Raw genomic sequence first — 13936 nt, 5'->3', positions numbered from 1 at the left:
TCAGGTGTCCGAGCAGACCCCGCCCACCGGCCAGGCCCACACCCCGCGCTCCCTCATCGTCACGCTGTACGGCGCCTACGGGCGCGGCTTCCCCGGCCCCGTCCCGGTCGCCGAGCTGATCCGGCTGCTCGGCGCGGCCGGGGTCGACGCGCCCTCGGTCCGGTCGGCCGTGTCGCGCCTGAAGCGGCGCGGGCTGCTCGTGCCCGCGCGCACCGCGTCGGGGGCCGCCGGGTACGCGCTGTCCGACGACGCCCGCCAGCTCCTCGCCGACGGCGACCGGCGGGTGTACGGGACCACGGACGCGGCGGAATCCTCGGCAGAGGGCGGCGGCTGGGTCCTCGCCGTGTTCTCCGTGCCGGAGTCGCAGCGCGCCAAGCGGCATGTGCTCCGCTCCACCCTCGCCGGTCTCGGCTTCGGCACCGCCGCGCCCGGCGTGTGGCTCGCCCCCGCGAAGCTGTACGAGGAGGCGCGGCACACGCTGGAGCGGATCGGCTGCGCCGGTTACGTCGAGCTGTTCCGGGGCGAGCATCTGGGGTTCGCGGCGACGGCCGACGCGGTGGCCCGCTGGTGGGACCTGGACACCCTGGCCGGGCTGCACGAGGCGTTCCTGGACGAGCACGCGCCGGTGCTGCGGGCCTGGCAGGCGCGGACCGACACCCCGCCGCAGGAGGCGTACCGCGATCATCTGCTGGCCCTGGACTCCTGGCGGCACCTGCCCTACGCGGACCCCGGTCTGCCCGCCCGGTTGCTGCCGGAGGGGTGGCCGGGGCTGCGGTCGGCGCGGGTCTTCCGGGCGCTGCACGAGCGGTTGCACGAGGCCGGTGGCCGGTTCGTCCACGGCGGCGGTCCCCGTGCGGTCAGCCCGGCAGGGTGAGGCGCGGCTTGGGGGCGTCGGAGCGTCCGGTCCTCGGGGGGCGGCTTCCCGCGCGGTACTGCCGCGGCCACGGCGCCCCAGGCCCCGTGTAGCCCTGCTCGGCGGCGGCGTGCAGGGTCCAGTTCGGGTCGTACAGGTGAGGGCGGGCCAGGGCGCACAGGTCGGTACGGCCCGCGAGGATCAGGGAGTTGACGTCGTCCCAGGAGGAGATCGCGCCGACCGCGATCACCGGGACGCCGGTCTCGCCGCGGATCCGGTCGGCGTAGGGCACCTGGTAGGAGCGGCCGTACGCCGGTTGTTCCCCGGCCACGACCTGGCCCGTGGACACATCGATCGCGTCGGCCCCGTGTGCGGCGAACGCGCGGGCCGTCGCCACCGCGTCCTCGGCGCTCGTCCCGCCCTCCGCCCAGTCCGTCGCCGAGATGCGCACGGTCATGGGGCGGTCGTCGGGCCACACCTCGCGCACCGCGTCGAACACTTCCAGGGGGAACCGCAGCCGTCCCTCCAGCGGGCCCCCGTACGCGTCCCTACGCCGGTTCGTCAGCGGTGACAGGAAGCCGGACAGCAGGTAGCCGTGCGCACAGTGCAGCTCCAACAGGTCGAAGCCCGCGCTCACCGCCCGGCGCGCCGCCGACACGAACTCGGCGCGGATGCATACGAGTTCACGGTGCGTCAGTTCACGGGGCGTCTGGCTGCCGGGCTTGTACGGCAGGGGGGAGGCGGCCACCAGGGGCCAGTTGTCCTCGGACGCGGGCAGGGGTTCGTCGATGCCCTCCCACATGAGCCGGGTGGAGCCCTTGCGGCCCGCGTGCCCGAGCTGCACGCCGATCGCCGTGCCGGGTGCCCGCGTGTGCACGAACTCGGTGATCCGCCGCCAGGCCGCGCCCTGCTCGGGGCTGTAGAGCCCGGCGCAGCCCGGGGTGATGCGGCCCTCCGGGCTGACGCAGACCATCTCCGTCATGACCAGTCCGGCCCCGCCGAGCGCCCGCGCCCCGAGGTGGACGAGGTGGAAGTCGCCGGGGACACCGTCCGTCGCCGAGTACATGTCCATCGGGGAGACGACGACCCGGTTCCGCAGCCGCAGCCCCCGCAGGGCGAACGGCGTGAACATCGGGGGGGTGCCCGCCGGGCAGCCGAACTCCTCCTCGACCGCCGCCGTGAAGCGGGCGTCCCGCAGCCGCAGGTTGTCGTGGGTGACCCGGCGGCTGCGGGTGAGGAGGTTGAACGCGAACTGCCGCGGCGGCTGGTCCAGATGGCGCGCCAGATCCTCGAACCACTCCAGGCTGGCCCGCGCGGCGCGCTGCGTGGAGGCGACGACGGGCCGCCGCTCCGCCTCGTACGCCTTCAACGCCACCTCGGTCGTGGGGTGTTCGTGCAGGCACGCGGCGAGCGCGAGGGCGTCCTCGACGGCGAGCTTGGTGCCGGACCCGATGGAGAAGTGCGCCGTGTGCGCCGCGTCCCCGATCAGTACGCAATTGCCGTGCGACCAGCGGTCGTTGACGACGGTGCGGAACGTCAGCCAGGACGAGTGGTTCGACCTCAGGGCGCGCCCGCCGAGCGCGTCGGTGAAGACCTCGGCGACGCGCCCGACACTCTCGCGCACGTCCAGGTCGGCGAGGCCCGCGGCCCGCCACACCTCCTCCCGCATCTCGACGATGACCGTGGACGCGTGGTCGCTGTACGGATAGCCGTGGAGCTGCATCACGCCGTGCCCGGTCTCCGCGATCTCGAAGCGGAACGCGTCGAAGGCCATGTCGGCGGCGAGCCAGATGTACCGGTTGCGGTGCTCCTCGACGCGCGGCCGGAACACGTCGGCGTACGTCTCGCGGGTCCGGCTGCGCACCCCGTCGGCGGCGATGACCAGGTCGTGGCCGGCGCGGAGCACGTCGACCGGCGGCGCCTCGGTACGGAAGCGCAGGTCGACGCCGAGCGCTCGGCAGCGCTCGTGCAGGATCTCCAGGAGCCTGCGCCGGCCGAGCGCGGCGAACCCGTGGCCGCCCGAGGTCCGGCGCACGCCCCGGTGCACCACGTCGATGTCGTCCCAGCGCACGAACTCGTCCTTCAGGGCCGCGTACACGACCGGGTCGGCGTGCTCGATGCCGCCCAGGGTCTCGTCGGACAGGACGACGCCGAAGCCGAACGTGTCGTGCGGTGCGTTGCGCTCCCAGAGGGTGACGGTGCGGTCCGGGGCGAGGCGCTTGAGGAGCGCCGCCGCGTAGAGGCCGCCCGGGCCGCCGCCGATGACGGCGACGCGCTGCGCGCGGGTGCTCACGCCCGGCTCACCTCCCCTGCCACGCGGGCGGGCGCTTCTCGGTGAAGGCCGCGTGGAACTCGGCGTAGTCCTCGCCGTTCATGAGCAGTGCCTGCGTCGCGGCGTCCATCTCGACGGCCGCCGCGAGGGGCATGTCGAGTTCGGCGGTGAGCAGGGCCTTCGTCTGCGCGTACGCGAGGGCGGGGCCTTCGGCGAGGCGTCCGGCGAGGGCGAGCGCCGCCTCGTCGGCCCTGCCCTCGCCGGTCAGCTCGCTGAGGAGGCCGATGCGTTCGGCCTCGGGGGCGCGAACGGTGTCGCCCAGCATCAGCAGCCGGGTGGCGTGGCCGAGGCCGACCACGCGGGGCAGCAGATAGGCCGCGCCCATGTCGCCGCCGGACAGACCGACCTTCGTGAACAGGAACGCGAAGCGGGCGCTCGGGTCGGCGACCCGGAAGTCGGCGGCCAGGGCGAGCACGGCTCCGGCGCCCGCCGCGACTCCGTGCACGGCCGCGATCACGGGGAACGGCGCCTCCCTGACCGCCCGCACGACCTGGCCCGTCATCCGGTTGAAGTCGAGGAGCTGGGCGGTGTCCATGGAGAGGGTGGCCCCGATGATCTCGTCGACGTCGCCGCCGGAGCAGAAGCCGCGCCCCCGCCCGGCGAGGACGAGAGCGCGCACCGCCTTCTCGCGGGCCAGCTCGGCGAGCAGGTCGCGCAGGTCGGCGTAGGCGCCGAAGGTGAGGGCGTTGAGCTTCTCGGGCCGGGCGAGCGTCACGGTCGCGACGCCACGCGCGTCCACGGCGTGGTCCAGGTGGCGCCAGGTCTCGGTGGCTGGGGTGGAGCCGGTGAAGGGACTCATTCGCGTGCGGCCTCCTACGGGGGCGGGCGTGCGCGGCGGCTACCCTCCGAAGTTATCACCGCTTTGTGACTGTCGTCAGCTAAGCGCTATAACTTCGCCCATGCCCGGCTCGACCGACCGGGCACAAGTACCGGCCGGGCATAAGTACCGGGTCGGCCGATAAGGCCCAATGTCCTGAGGAACACCTCCGGGAGCCCCTATCGGCGCACGCCGTACCATTCATAAGGTTGAAAGCCCGACGGAGTCCCCGGTCCGTCCCGCCAGCCCGTCCCCGAGCCATCCCACTCAGGACTCGCCTTGCCCCCTCCCTCCGGTCCTCCCACGCCCACCTCATGGCGCCTGGCGCTGCCGCACACGGCCGCCGCCGTACCGGTCGCGCGCTCGCTGGTGCGCTCCGCCCTGGCCGAGATCGAGTCCCCGCCGACCGACACGTACACCGCCGAGCTGCTCACGGCGGAGCTGGTGGCGAACGCGGTGGAGCACACGACGGGTGACAGCCCCATCGAGCTGGTCGTGGAGCTTCTGGAGACGGGCTGCCAGGTCGAGGTGCACGACCCGGACCCGTCGCCGCCCGCGGACCTCACCAACCCCGACGACGCCGAGATGCCCGACCCCTGGCAGGAGCACGGCCGCGGCCTGCTGCTGATCCGCACGCTCAGCGCGTCGTGCGGGCACCGCCCCACCGCCTCCGGCAAGGCGGTCTGGTTCACCCTTCCCGCGGTGCCGCGCCAGCGTCCGCCGTCGGAGTAGCGGGCGCGCCGAGCCGCGAGTGCCTGCGACCGTAGAGCGCGTAGACCAGGAATCCCACGGCGAGGAACACCACGAACTGGACCCACGTCGTCCAGCCCGTCCCCCAGATCAGATAGAGGCACATCGCGACGCCGAGGACCGGGCTGAGCGGGTACAGCGGCACCCGGAACGAGCGCGTGAGACCGGGGTGCGAGCGGCGCAGCGCGACGACGGCGACATTGACGACGGCCATGGTGGCGAGCGTGCCGATGGTGGTCAGGTTGACCACGGCGTCGAGCGAGGAGAAGGCCGCCGGGACCGCGAAGACGAGCGCGACGATCCAGGTGTTCGAGACGGGCGTCGACGTCCTCGGGGAGACCCGCTCGAAGACGCGCGGGATCAGCCCGTCCCGGGACATCGACATCAGGATGCGTGTCTGCCCGTACATCACCGCGAGCACGACGGAGGCGATGGCGACGACCGCGCCGAACGCGATGATGCCGCCGCCGACGGCGGAGTCCGTGACCTGATCGACGACGAGGGAGAGCGCGGCGGGCTTGTCGCCGACGGCGTCCGCGCCGAGCGCGCCGATGGCCGCGACGGCGACCGCGCAGTACAGCAGCGTCACGAGGCCGATGCAGATCAGGATGGCGATCGGGATGTTCCGCCGTGGGTCCTTGACCTCCTCACCGGCCGTGGTGATCGCGTCGAAGCCGATGTACGAGAAGAAGGCGAGGGAGGCGCCCGAGGTGATGCCGCCGACACCGGCCGACATGAAGGGCGTCAGGTTGCCTGCCTCGAAGGCGCCGAAGCCGATCGCGCAGAACGCGATCAGAATGCCGATCTTGAGGATCGCCATGGCGGCGGTGGCCCGCGCGCTCTCGCGGACGCCGCGCACCAGGAGCGTGGCGGCCATCAGGATCACGAGTACGGCGGGCAGGTTGACGACACCGCCGTCGCCGGGCCCGGCGGACAGGGCGTCGGGCAGTTGCCGTCCGAGAAGGCTGTCCAGCAGCTCGTTCAGGTACTGGCTCCAGCCGACGGCGACGGCCGAGACGGAGACGCCGTACTCCAGGAGCAGGCACCAGCCGACGAGGAACGCGACGCGCTCGCCGAGGCTCGCGTAGGCGAAGGAGTACGAGGATCCGGAGACCGGGATCGCGCCGCCCAGCTCGGCGAAGGAGAACGCGGTGAAGACGCAGGTGATCGCGGCGAGCACGAACGACACGATGACGGCGGGACCGGCCTTCGCCACCGTGTCGGACAGGCCGACGAAGATGCCGGTGCCGACGATCGCGCCGACCCCGAAGCACACGAGCTGGAAGAGGCCCATGGTGCGCTTGAGGCCGTGCCCCTCCAGATCTGTGCCGGACTCGGCGAGGAGGGACTCGGGGGACTTGATGCGCAGGCCGGTGGGGGTCGGCGACGGCGACATGGGGTGGCGCTCATTTCCTGTGGTGCGGTGCGGCCGGGGGTGGGGCCGCGGGCCGGTGCGCCGGAGAAGGTGTTCCGGCTCCACCAGTTTGTACGATTCGAGACGTTTTGGAGCTGTGTGTTACTTCTGGCCGAGCGTGGCGACCATGATGGCCTTGATGGTGTGCATCCGGTTCTCGGCCTCGCCGAAGACGACGGAGTGCGCCGACTCGAACACCTCGTCGGTGACCTCCAGGGAGTCCAGGCCGTACTTCGCGTGGATCTCGCGGCCGACCTTGGTGCCGAGGTCGTGGAAGGCGGGCAGGCAGTGCAGGAACTTCACGTCCGCGTTGCCCGTCGCGCGCAGCACGTCCATGGTCACCGCGTACGGGGTGAGCGCCTTGATGCGCTCGTCCCACACCTCTTCCGGCTCGCCCATGGACACCCAGACGTCGGTGACGACGAAGTCCGCGCCGGCCACGCCCTCCTCGACGCTCTCGGTCAGCGTGATGCGGGCGCCGCTCCCGGCGGCGAGCTCGCGCGCCGTGGCGACGACGTCCTCCGTCGGCCAGTAGGCCCGGGGCGCGACGATCCGGACGTCCATGCCGAGGAGGGCGCCGGTGACGAGGTAGGAGTTGCCCATGTTGAAGCGGGCGTCGCCGAGGTACGCGAAGGTGATGCCGGTCAGCGGTTTGTCGCTGTGCTCGGTCATCGTCAGCACGTCGGCGAGCATCTGGGTGGGGTGCCAGTCGTCGGTCAGCCCGTTGTAGACGGGGACGCCCGCGTGCGCGGCGAGCGTCTCGACGGTCTCCTGCGCGTCGCCCCGGAACTCGATGGCGTCGAACAACCGACCGAGCACCCGAGCGGTGTCCTTGCTCGACTCCTTCTTGCCGATGTGCGAACCGGCGGGGTCGATGTACGTCGTGGAGGCGCCCTGGTCGGCGGCGGCCACCTCGAAGGAGCAGCGGGTGCGGGTGGAGGACTTCTCGAAGATCAGGGCGATGTTCCTCCCCCGCAGGTACTGCGTCTCGGTGCCCGCCTTCTTGGCGGCCTTCAGCTCCGCGGCGAGCGCGACCAGGCCGCGGAACTCCTCGGCGGTGAAGTCCACCTCCTTGAGGAAGTGGCGGCCGGTGAGGTCGGGACGCTGGTCAGTCGCCATGGGGGCGCTCCTGGGATACGACGGGGCAGAACAAGAGAACGATGGAAGTCTATACGACCATCCACATTTCTATACGTTCGCGCCGGGCGGTTCAGGCGACCGGGTCCCGTTCGACCGGGCAGCTCATGCACCGGGGCCCGCCCCGCCCCCGGCCCAGCTCGCTGCCGGGGATCTCGATCACCTCGATGCCCTGCTTGCGCAGATACGTGTTCGTCGTCGCGTTCCGCTCGTAGGCGACCACCACGCCGGGCTCCACGGCGAGGACGTTGCAGCCGTCGTCCCACTGCTCGCGCTCGGCGGCGTGCACGTCCTGGCTGGCGCTCAGGACCCGGACGCCGCTCAGCCCGAGAGCCGCGGCGATGGCCCGGTGCATGTGCTCCGGCGGATGATCGGTGACCTTCAACTCCCTTGCGCTGCCGCCCGGTTCGATCGTGTAGGAGCGCAGCATGCCGAGCCCCGCGTACTGCGTGAACGTGGCGCCGTCGACCATCGTCATCACGGTGTCCAGGTGCATGAAGGCCCGCCGCTTCGGCATGTCGAGCGCGACGATGGTCCGCGCCGAGCCCGCCGCGAACAGCTTGTGGGCCAGCATCTCCACGGCCTGGGGCGTGGTGCGCTCACTCATCCCGATCAGTACCGCGCCCTGTCCGATCACGAGCACGTCGCCGCCCTCGATCGTGCTGGGGAAGTCGGCCTGCCCCTCGGACCAGACGTGGAAGTTCTCCTCGCGGAAGAGGGGGTGGTGCCGGTAGATCGCCTCGAAGTGGACGGTCTCGCGCTGGCGGGCCGGCCACCGCATGGCGTTGATGGAGACACCGTCGTAGATCCAGGCCGAGGTGTCGCGCGTGAACAGGTGGTTGGGCAGCGGTCCGAGCAGGAAGTCGTCCAGCTCCATGACGTGGAAGCGCACCGAGGTCGGCTCGGCGTGCCGCTCCAGGAACTCCCGCTTGGTCATGCCCCCGATGAGCGCCTCGGCCAGCTCGCGCGCCGACAGCGTCTCGAAGGCGTCCCGCAGCGCTCCGGTGGCCAGCGGGCCGTACTCCTTCTCGTCGAAGACCCGGTCCAGGACGAGGTCGCGGGCCGCGCCGGATGCGAGCGTCTCGGCGAGCAGGTCGCCGAAGAGGTGCACGGTGACGCCCCGGTCGCGCAGCACGTCGGCGAACCCGTCGTGCTCCTGCCGGGCACGCCGCACCCACAGCACGTCGTCGAAGAGGAGCTGGTCCTTGTTGCTGGGTGTGAGCCGCTTCAGCTCCAGGTCGGGCCGGTGCAGAATGACACGGCGCAGCCGCCCGGCCTCGGAGTCGACATGGAATGACATAGGGACATCCTTGCCCCTTCCGAGGCTCGGGGAACTGGCGAACGACCACGACACCGGCGCGCGGGGGCCCGGGGACAGGCTCTCAGAGCCGTGGGTCGACCGGCTCCGACTCCAGGGCGAGCACGGCGAACACCGCCTCGTGCACCCGCCACAACGGCTCCCCGCCACCGAGCCGCTCCAGGGCCTCGAGACCCAGCCCGTACTCCCGGATCGCGAGCGACCGCTTGTGCCCGAGGGACCGCCCGCGCAGCTTCGCCAGGTTCTCCGGCCGCGTGTACTCGGGGCCGTAGACGATCCGCAGGTACTCCCGCCCCCGGCACTTGACGCCGGGCTGCACGAGCCGCCCCTTCTCGTCCCTGACCAGCGCGCCGAGCGGCTTGACGACCATGCCCTCGCCGCCGCGTCCGGTCATCTCCAGCCACCAGTCGACGCCGCTGCGCACCGATCGCGGGTCCCCCGTGTCGACGTACAGCCTGCGCGTGGTGCGCAGCAGCCCGCTCCCGTCGTGCTCGACCATCCGGTCGACGAGCGCGAGCTGCTCGTCGTGCGGCAGCCCGGCGAGCGAACGGCCCCGCGCGGCGAGTATCTGGAACGGCGCGAGCTGTACACCGTCGAGCCCGTCCGTGCTCCAGCAGTAACGCCGGTACGCGTCCGTGAACGCGGCGGCGTCCGCGGCCCGGCCGCGCTGGCGCGTCAGGAGTCCGGCCACGTCGACCCCGCGCCCCGCCGCCGTCTCCAGCGCGCCGAGCACCCCCGGGAACACGGCGCCCGAGGCGGCGCCGACCGCCGCGTACTGCGAGCGCAGCAGCCCGGACGCCTTCAGCGACCACGGCATCAACTCGGCGTCGAACAGCAGCCAGTCGGTGTCGAGCTCGTCCCAGAGACCGGCCGCCGTCGCGGCGCCCCTGACCCGGCCGAGCACCTCCTCGGTCGTCTCCCGGCTGTCGAAGAACGGGCGCCCGGTACGCGTGTACAACGACCCGGTGACCGTGCCGTCCTCCACGCCGAAGCGCTCCCGGGCGGTATCCGCGTCCTTGCAGACGAGCGCCACGGCCCGGGACCCCATGTGCTTCTCCTCGCACACGACGCGGGGCACCCCGTCGGCGGCGTACTGGGCGAACGCCTCGGCCGGGTGTTCCAGGTAGCCGGGGACTTCGGACGTCGCGGTCGGCGCCATCGTCGGCGGCAGGTACGGCACCAGGCGCGGGTCGACCGCGAACCGGCTCATGACCTCCAGGGCCGCCGCCGCGTTCTCCTCGCGCACGGTGACGCGGCCGGCGTGCCGGGTCTCCACGGTGCGGCGGCCGTGCACGTCGGCCAGGTCGAGCGGCCGGCCCTCGTGCCCGCCGGGCGCCTCGGACGCGAGGGGCCTGGCCGGCTCGTACCAGACCCGCTCGGCCGGTACGTCGACGAGTTCGCGCTCCGGCCAGCGCAGCGCGGTCAGCTTGCCGCCGAACACGGCGCCGGTGTCGACGCAGATCGTGTTGTTGAGCCAGGTCGCCGTGGGTACCGGGGTGTGGCCGTAGACCACGGCCGCCCTGCCCCGGTAGTCCTCGGCCCACGGGTAGCGCACGGGCAGCCCGAACGCGTCGGTCTCCCCCGTCGTCTCCCCGTACAGCGCGTGCGAACGCACCCGGCCGGAGGTCCGCCCGTGGTACTTCTCGGGCAGTCCCGCGTGGCACACGACGAGCCGGCCGCCATCGAGGACGTAGTGGGAGACGAGGCCGCGGACGAACGCGCGCACCTCGGCGCGGAACTCCTCGCTCTCCTTCCCCAACTGCTCGACGGTCTCGGCGAGTCCGTGCGTGGGCCGCACCTGGTGTCCCTTGAGCCAGCGCTCCAGCTTGTTCTCGTGGTTGCCGGGCACGCACAGCGCGGTGCCGCCCTTCACCATCCCCATGACGCGTCGCAGCACGCCCGGAGTGTCGGGCCCGCGGTCGACGAGGTCGCCGACGAACACGGCGGTACGCCCCTCGGGGTGCACCCCGTCCACGTAACCCAGCCCGGTGAGCAGCGACTCCAATTCGTTGGCGCAGCCGTGGATGTCACCGATGATGTCGAACGGTCCCGTGAGGTGCGTCAGGTCGTTGAACCGTTTCTCGCGCACGACCCTCGCGCCCTCGACCTCGGCGACGCCGCGCAGGACGTGCACCTTGCGGAAGCCCTCCCTCTCCAGGTGCCGCAGCGAGCGGCGCAGTTCGCGCGCGTGCCGGGTGATGACGCGGCGCGGCATGTCGGCGCGGTCGGTGCGGGCCGCGTTGCGCGCGGCGCACACGTCCTCGGGGACGTCGAGGACGATGGCGATCGGCAGCACGTCGTGGGCGCGGGCCAGTTCGACGAGCTGACGACGTCCGTCCTGCTGGACGTTGGTCGCGTCGACGACGGTGAGGCGCCCGGCGGCGAGGCGCTTGCCCGCGATGTAGTGCAGCACGTCGAAGGCGTCACCGCTGGCGCCCTGGTCGTTCTCGTCGTCGGCGACCAGGCCGCGGCAGAAGTCGCTGGAGAGGATCTCGGTGGGCGCGAAGTGGCTGCGGGCGAAGGTCGACTTGCCCGAGCCGGACGCGCCGACCAGCACGACGAGGGAGAGGTCGGTGACGGCCAGCGTCCGCGCGCCGTTGTTGTCCGTGGTACTCATGCGGCCTTCTCCTCCTTCTCGTCGTTCGGCTGCTCGGCCCGGGTGAACACGGCCATCTGGGTCGGCGGCCCGACCTCGGGGTCGTCGGGCCCGACCGGCACGTACCGCACCTGGTATCCGTGGCGCCCGGCGACGCGCTCCGCCCAGTCGCGGAACTCCGCCCGGGTCCACTCGAACCGGTGGTCCCCGTGCCGGGCGTGCCCGGCGGCCAGCGTCTCCCAGCGCACGTTGTACTCGACGTTCGGCGTGGTCACGAGGACGGTGCGGGGCCGCGCGGAGCCGAACACGGCGTATTCGAGGGCGGGCAGGCGCGGCAGATCGAGGTGTTCGACGACCTCGCTCAGCACCGCCGCGTCGTACCCCTTGAGCCGCTTGTCGGTGTACGCGAGCGACCCCTGCACCAGCCGCACCCGCGCGGCCTGCCGCTCCCCCATGCGGTCCAGTCCGAGCCGCCTGGCGGCGACGGTGAGGGCCCGCACGGACACGTCGACGCCCACGATCTCGGTGAACCGCACGTCCTTGAGCAGCTCCTGCACCAACTGGCCCTGCCCGCAGCCGAGATCGAGCACCCGTGCCGCGCCGGACGCGCGCAGTTCGGCGAGGATCACCTCACGTCGCCGCACGGCCAGCGGCACGGCCCGCTCCTCCGTGGCGCCCGGCTCGTCCGCCGCGTCCACGGCATCGACGGCGTCGACGGCATTGTCGAGGGTCTCGACCTCCATGTCGTCGGCGTTCGCCAGCCGCAGCAGTTCCAGCCGCTCCGTCGCCTGCCGGGTCAGCGACCAGCGCCGCGCGAGATAGCGGCTGGTGATCAGCTTCTGCTCGGGGTGCTCGGCCAGCCACCCCTCGCCCGCGCGCAACAACTTGTCGACCTCGTCGGCCGACACCCAGTAATGCTTGGCGTCGTCCAGGACCGGCAACAGCACGTACAGGTGGCGCAGCGCCCGCGCCAGCCGCACCTCGCCCTCCAGCACGAGCCGTACGTACCGCGACACCCCCCACTGGGGAAACGCCTCGTCCAGCGGCACGGCCTCGACCGTGACGGCCCAGCCGAGCGGCTCGAACAGCTTCCGTACGAGATCGGGCCCGCCCCGCGCGGGCAGCGCGGGTATCTCGACGCGCAGCGGCAGGGCCTCCTCGGCGCGCTCGGGGCGTGCCTTGCAGACCCCGCGCAGCGCGCTGGAGAACACGCCGCTCAGGGCGACCGCGAGCAGCGACGACGCGGCGTAGGGCCGGTCGTTCACATACTGGGCGAGCGCCGCGTCGGGGGCGCCGCCGTGGCCCTTGCCCTTGCCGCGCCGGACCAGCGCCACCGGATCGACCTCCAGGAGCAGCGCGGCCGTGCAACGCTCCGCGCTCGCCTCGGGGTAGAAGACGTGCGCGGTGCCGTAGGACGTGGTGAACGCCTGCGCGCTCTGCGGGTGCTTGTGCAGCAGGAACCCGAGGTCGGTCGCGGGGCGTTCCGGGGTGCCTGAGGTGCTGATCGTGAGGAACACAAGGCCGAGTCTCCCGCGCTCCAGGGCCCCCGGCCAGCGAGTTTCCTCAGCCGACCGACCGACCAACCGGCCGACCGACCAACCGGCCGACCGACCAACCGGCCGACCGACCAATCGACCAACTGACCGACCGGCCGACCGGGAGCGCGGTGGGACAGCGCCCTGTCGACCTCACAGGGCAATACACCTAGAGCTGCGACTGCACCTGCGAGGAGATCAGTTCCAGGTGGTCGAGGTCGTCGAGGTCGAGCACCTGGAGGTAGACGCGGTCCGAGCCGATCGCCGCGTACCGGCCCAGCTTGTCGACCACCTCGGCCGGTGAGCCCGCGAGCCCGTTGGCCTTCAGCTCCTCCACGTCCCGGCCGATCGTCTCCGCCCTGCGCTTCACCTCCTCGTCGTCCTTGCCGACACACACCACCAGGGCGTTGGAGTACACCAGGTCGCTGCCCGCGCGCCCGGCCTGCTCGGCCGCCGCCCGCACCCGGCCGAACTGCCGCTCACTGTCCTCGATCGACGCGAACGGGATGTTGAACTCGTCCGCGTACCGCGCGGCCAGCCGGGGCGTGCGCGTCGCCCCGTGCCCGCCGATCAGTACCGGCACCTTGGCCTGCGCGGGCTTGGGCAGCGCCGGGGAGTCGGTCAACTGGTAGTACGTGCCGTCGTAGCTGAATGTCGAGCCGATGTCCGTGGACCACAGGCCGGTGACGATCGCGAGCTGCTCCTCGAGGCGGGCGAACTTCTCCTTGGGGAACGGGATCCCGTACGCCTTGTGCTCCTCCTCGAACCAGCCCGCGCCCAGGCCCAGTTCGACCCGGCCGCCCGACATCTGGTCGACCTGCGCCACCTGGATCGCGAGCACGCCCGGCAGCCGGAAGGTACCGGCGGTCATCAGCGTGCCGAGCCTGATCCGCTTGGTCTCCCGGGCGAGACCGGCCAGCGTGATCCAGGCGTCCGTCGGGCCGGGGAGACCGTCGGACGTGCCCATGCGCACATAGTGGTCCGACCGGAAAAAGGCGTCGAAGCCCAGATCCTCCGTCGCTTTGGCCACGGTGAGCAGTGTGTCGTAGGTGGCCCCTTGCTGGGGCTCGGTGAAGATTCGAAGATCCATACCTCCATCCTGCACGGTCCCGGTCGGGGGGCGTCGACCCCACTGGCCCGCCGGTCCCGTTCCCCCACGGTCGGGTGACACCGGTCGGCCCGGA

The 13936-nt window shown here is 72.2% G+C and carries 10 protein-coding genes and 1 pseudogene; 3 read left to right on the top strand and 8 right to left on the bottom strand.

The features are described 5' to 3' along the window. Window positions 1-4: 4 nt before the first annotated feature. Window positions 5-874, top strand: coding sequence for a PaaX family transcriptional regulator C-terminal domain-containing protein (locus tag ACIRF8_RS14705; protein WP_404214661.1), 870 nt, complete (start codon window positions 5-7; stop codon window positions 872-874). Here the strand turns inward: ACIRF8_RS14705 and ACIRF8_RS14700 are convergent. Continuing rightward, the gene (locus tag ACIRF8_RS14700; RefSeq protein WP_404214659.1) at window positions 858-3146 is read right to left on the bottom strand and encodes a bifunctional salicylyl-CoA 5-hydroxylase/oxidoreductase; all 2289 of its coding nucleotides are present in this window, start codon (window positions 3144-3146) and stop codon (window positions 858-860) included. The two genes, ACIRF8_RS14705 and ACIRF8_RS14700, sit on opposite strands and share 17 nt — an antisense overlap. 7 nt (window positions 3147-3153) lie before the next feature. Then, on the bottom strand, window positions 3154-3984 hold the full coding sequence (locus ACIRF8_RS14695; protein WP_404214657.1) for an enoyl-CoA hydratase family protein: 831 nt from the start codon (window positions 3982-3984) through the stop codon (window positions 3154-3156). Window positions 3985-4281: 297 nt separating this feature from the next. Between ACIRF8_RS14695 and ACIRF8_RS14690 the strand changes: the two genes are divergently transcribed. Beyond that, window positions 4282-4734 carry an ATP-binding protein gene (locus ACIRF8_RS14690; protein WP_404214655.1) on the top strand — a complete coding sequence of 151 codons (453 nt, stop codon included), beginning with the start codon at window positions 4282-4284 and terminating at the stop codon, window positions 4732-4734. Here ACIRF8_RS14690 and ACIRF8_RS14685 read toward each other — a convergent pair. The 5 genes from ACIRF8_RS14685 to ACIRF8_RS14665 form a co-directional block, all read right to left on the bottom strand. Then, window positions 4691-6148: an amino acid permease gene (locus tag ACIRF8_RS14685; RefSeq protein ID WP_404214653.1), complete on the bottom strand. Its 1458-nt coding sequence runs from the start codon at window positions 6146-6148 to the stop codon at window positions 4691-4693. The two genes, ACIRF8_RS14690 and ACIRF8_RS14685, sit on opposite strands and share 44 nt — an antisense overlap. A gap of 120 nt (window positions 6149-6268) precedes the next feature. Then, on the bottom strand, window positions 6269-7285 hold the full coding sequence (argF, locus tag ACIRF8_RS14680) for an ornithine carbamoyltransferase (RefSeq protein WP_404214651.1): 1017 nt from the start codon (window positions 7283-7285) through the stop codon (window positions 6269-6271). 91 nt (window positions 7286-7376) lie between these two features. Next, entirely contained in the window at window positions 7377-8603 is a 1227-nt protein-coding gene (locus ACIRF8_RS14675) for an arginine deiminase (protein ID WP_404214649.1), read from the bottom strand. Window positions 8604-8685: 82 nt separating this feature from the next. Continuing rightward, complete coding sequence (locus ACIRF8_RS14670; RefSeq protein WP_404214647.1) at window positions 8686-11238, bottom strand: polynucleotide kinase-phosphatase; 2553 nt, start codon at window positions 11236-11238, stop codon at window positions 8686-8688. After that, entirely contained in the window at window positions 11235-12734 is a 1500-nt protein-coding gene (locus tag ACIRF8_RS14665) for a 3' terminal RNA ribose 2'-O-methyltransferase Hen1 (RefSeq protein ID WP_404214646.1), read from the bottom strand. The genes ACIRF8_RS14670 and ACIRF8_RS14665 overlap by 4 nt, the downstream gene beginning before the upstream one ends. On the opposite strand from ACIRF8_RS14665, the pseudogene ACIRF8_RS14660 reads away from it, so the two are divergent. Beyond that, window positions 12634-12861 (top strand): annotated as a pseudogene (locus ACIRF8_RS14660) (PT domain-containing protein); the annotation flags it as partial. The gene ACIRF8_RS14665 and the pseudogene ACIRF8_RS14660 sit on opposite strands and share 101 nt — an antisense overlap. 60 nt (window positions 12862-12921) lie before the next feature. Here the strand turns inward: ACIRF8_RS14660 and ACIRF8_RS14655 are convergent. Next, complete coding sequence (locus ACIRF8_RS14655) at window positions 12922-13842, bottom strand: LLM class F420-dependent oxidoreductase (protein WP_404214644.1); 921 nt, start codon at window positions 13840-13842, stop codon at window positions 12922-12924. Window positions 13843-13936: the final 94 nt, after the last annotated feature.

The organism is Streptomyces sp. NPDC102406 (assembly GCF_044765725.1).
GTDB lineage: Bacteria > Actinomycetota > Actinomycetes > Streptomycetales > Streptomycetaceae > Streptomyces.
This window is presented reverse-complemented; position numbering and strand designations above follow the sequence as displayed.

Coding starts and splice junctions, on each gene's coding strand:
- ACIRF8_RS14695 (WP_404214657.1), bottom strand. CDS start 3,984: ATGAGTCCCTTCACCGGCTCCACCCCAGCCACCGAGACCTGGCGCCAC.
- ACIRF8_RS14685 (WP_404214653.1), bottom strand. CDS start 6,148: ATGTCGCCGTCGCCGACCCCCACCGGCCTGCGCATCAAGTCCCCCGAG.
- argF (WP_404214651.1), bottom strand. CDS start 7,285: ATGGCGACTGACCAGCGTCCCGACCTCACCGGCCGCCACTTCCTCAAG.
- ACIRF8_RS14675 (WP_404214649.1), bottom strand. CDS start 8,603: ATGTCATTCCATGTCGACTCCGAGGCCGGGCGGCTGCGCCGTGTCATT.
- ACIRF8_RS14670 (WP_404214647.1), bottom strand. CDS start 11,238: ATGAGTACCACGGACAACAACGGCGCGCGGACGCTGGCCGTCACCGAC.
- ACIRF8_RS14655 (WP_404214644.1), bottom strand. CDS start 13,842: ATGGATCTTCGAATCTTCACCGAGCCCCAGCAAGGGGCCACCTACGAC.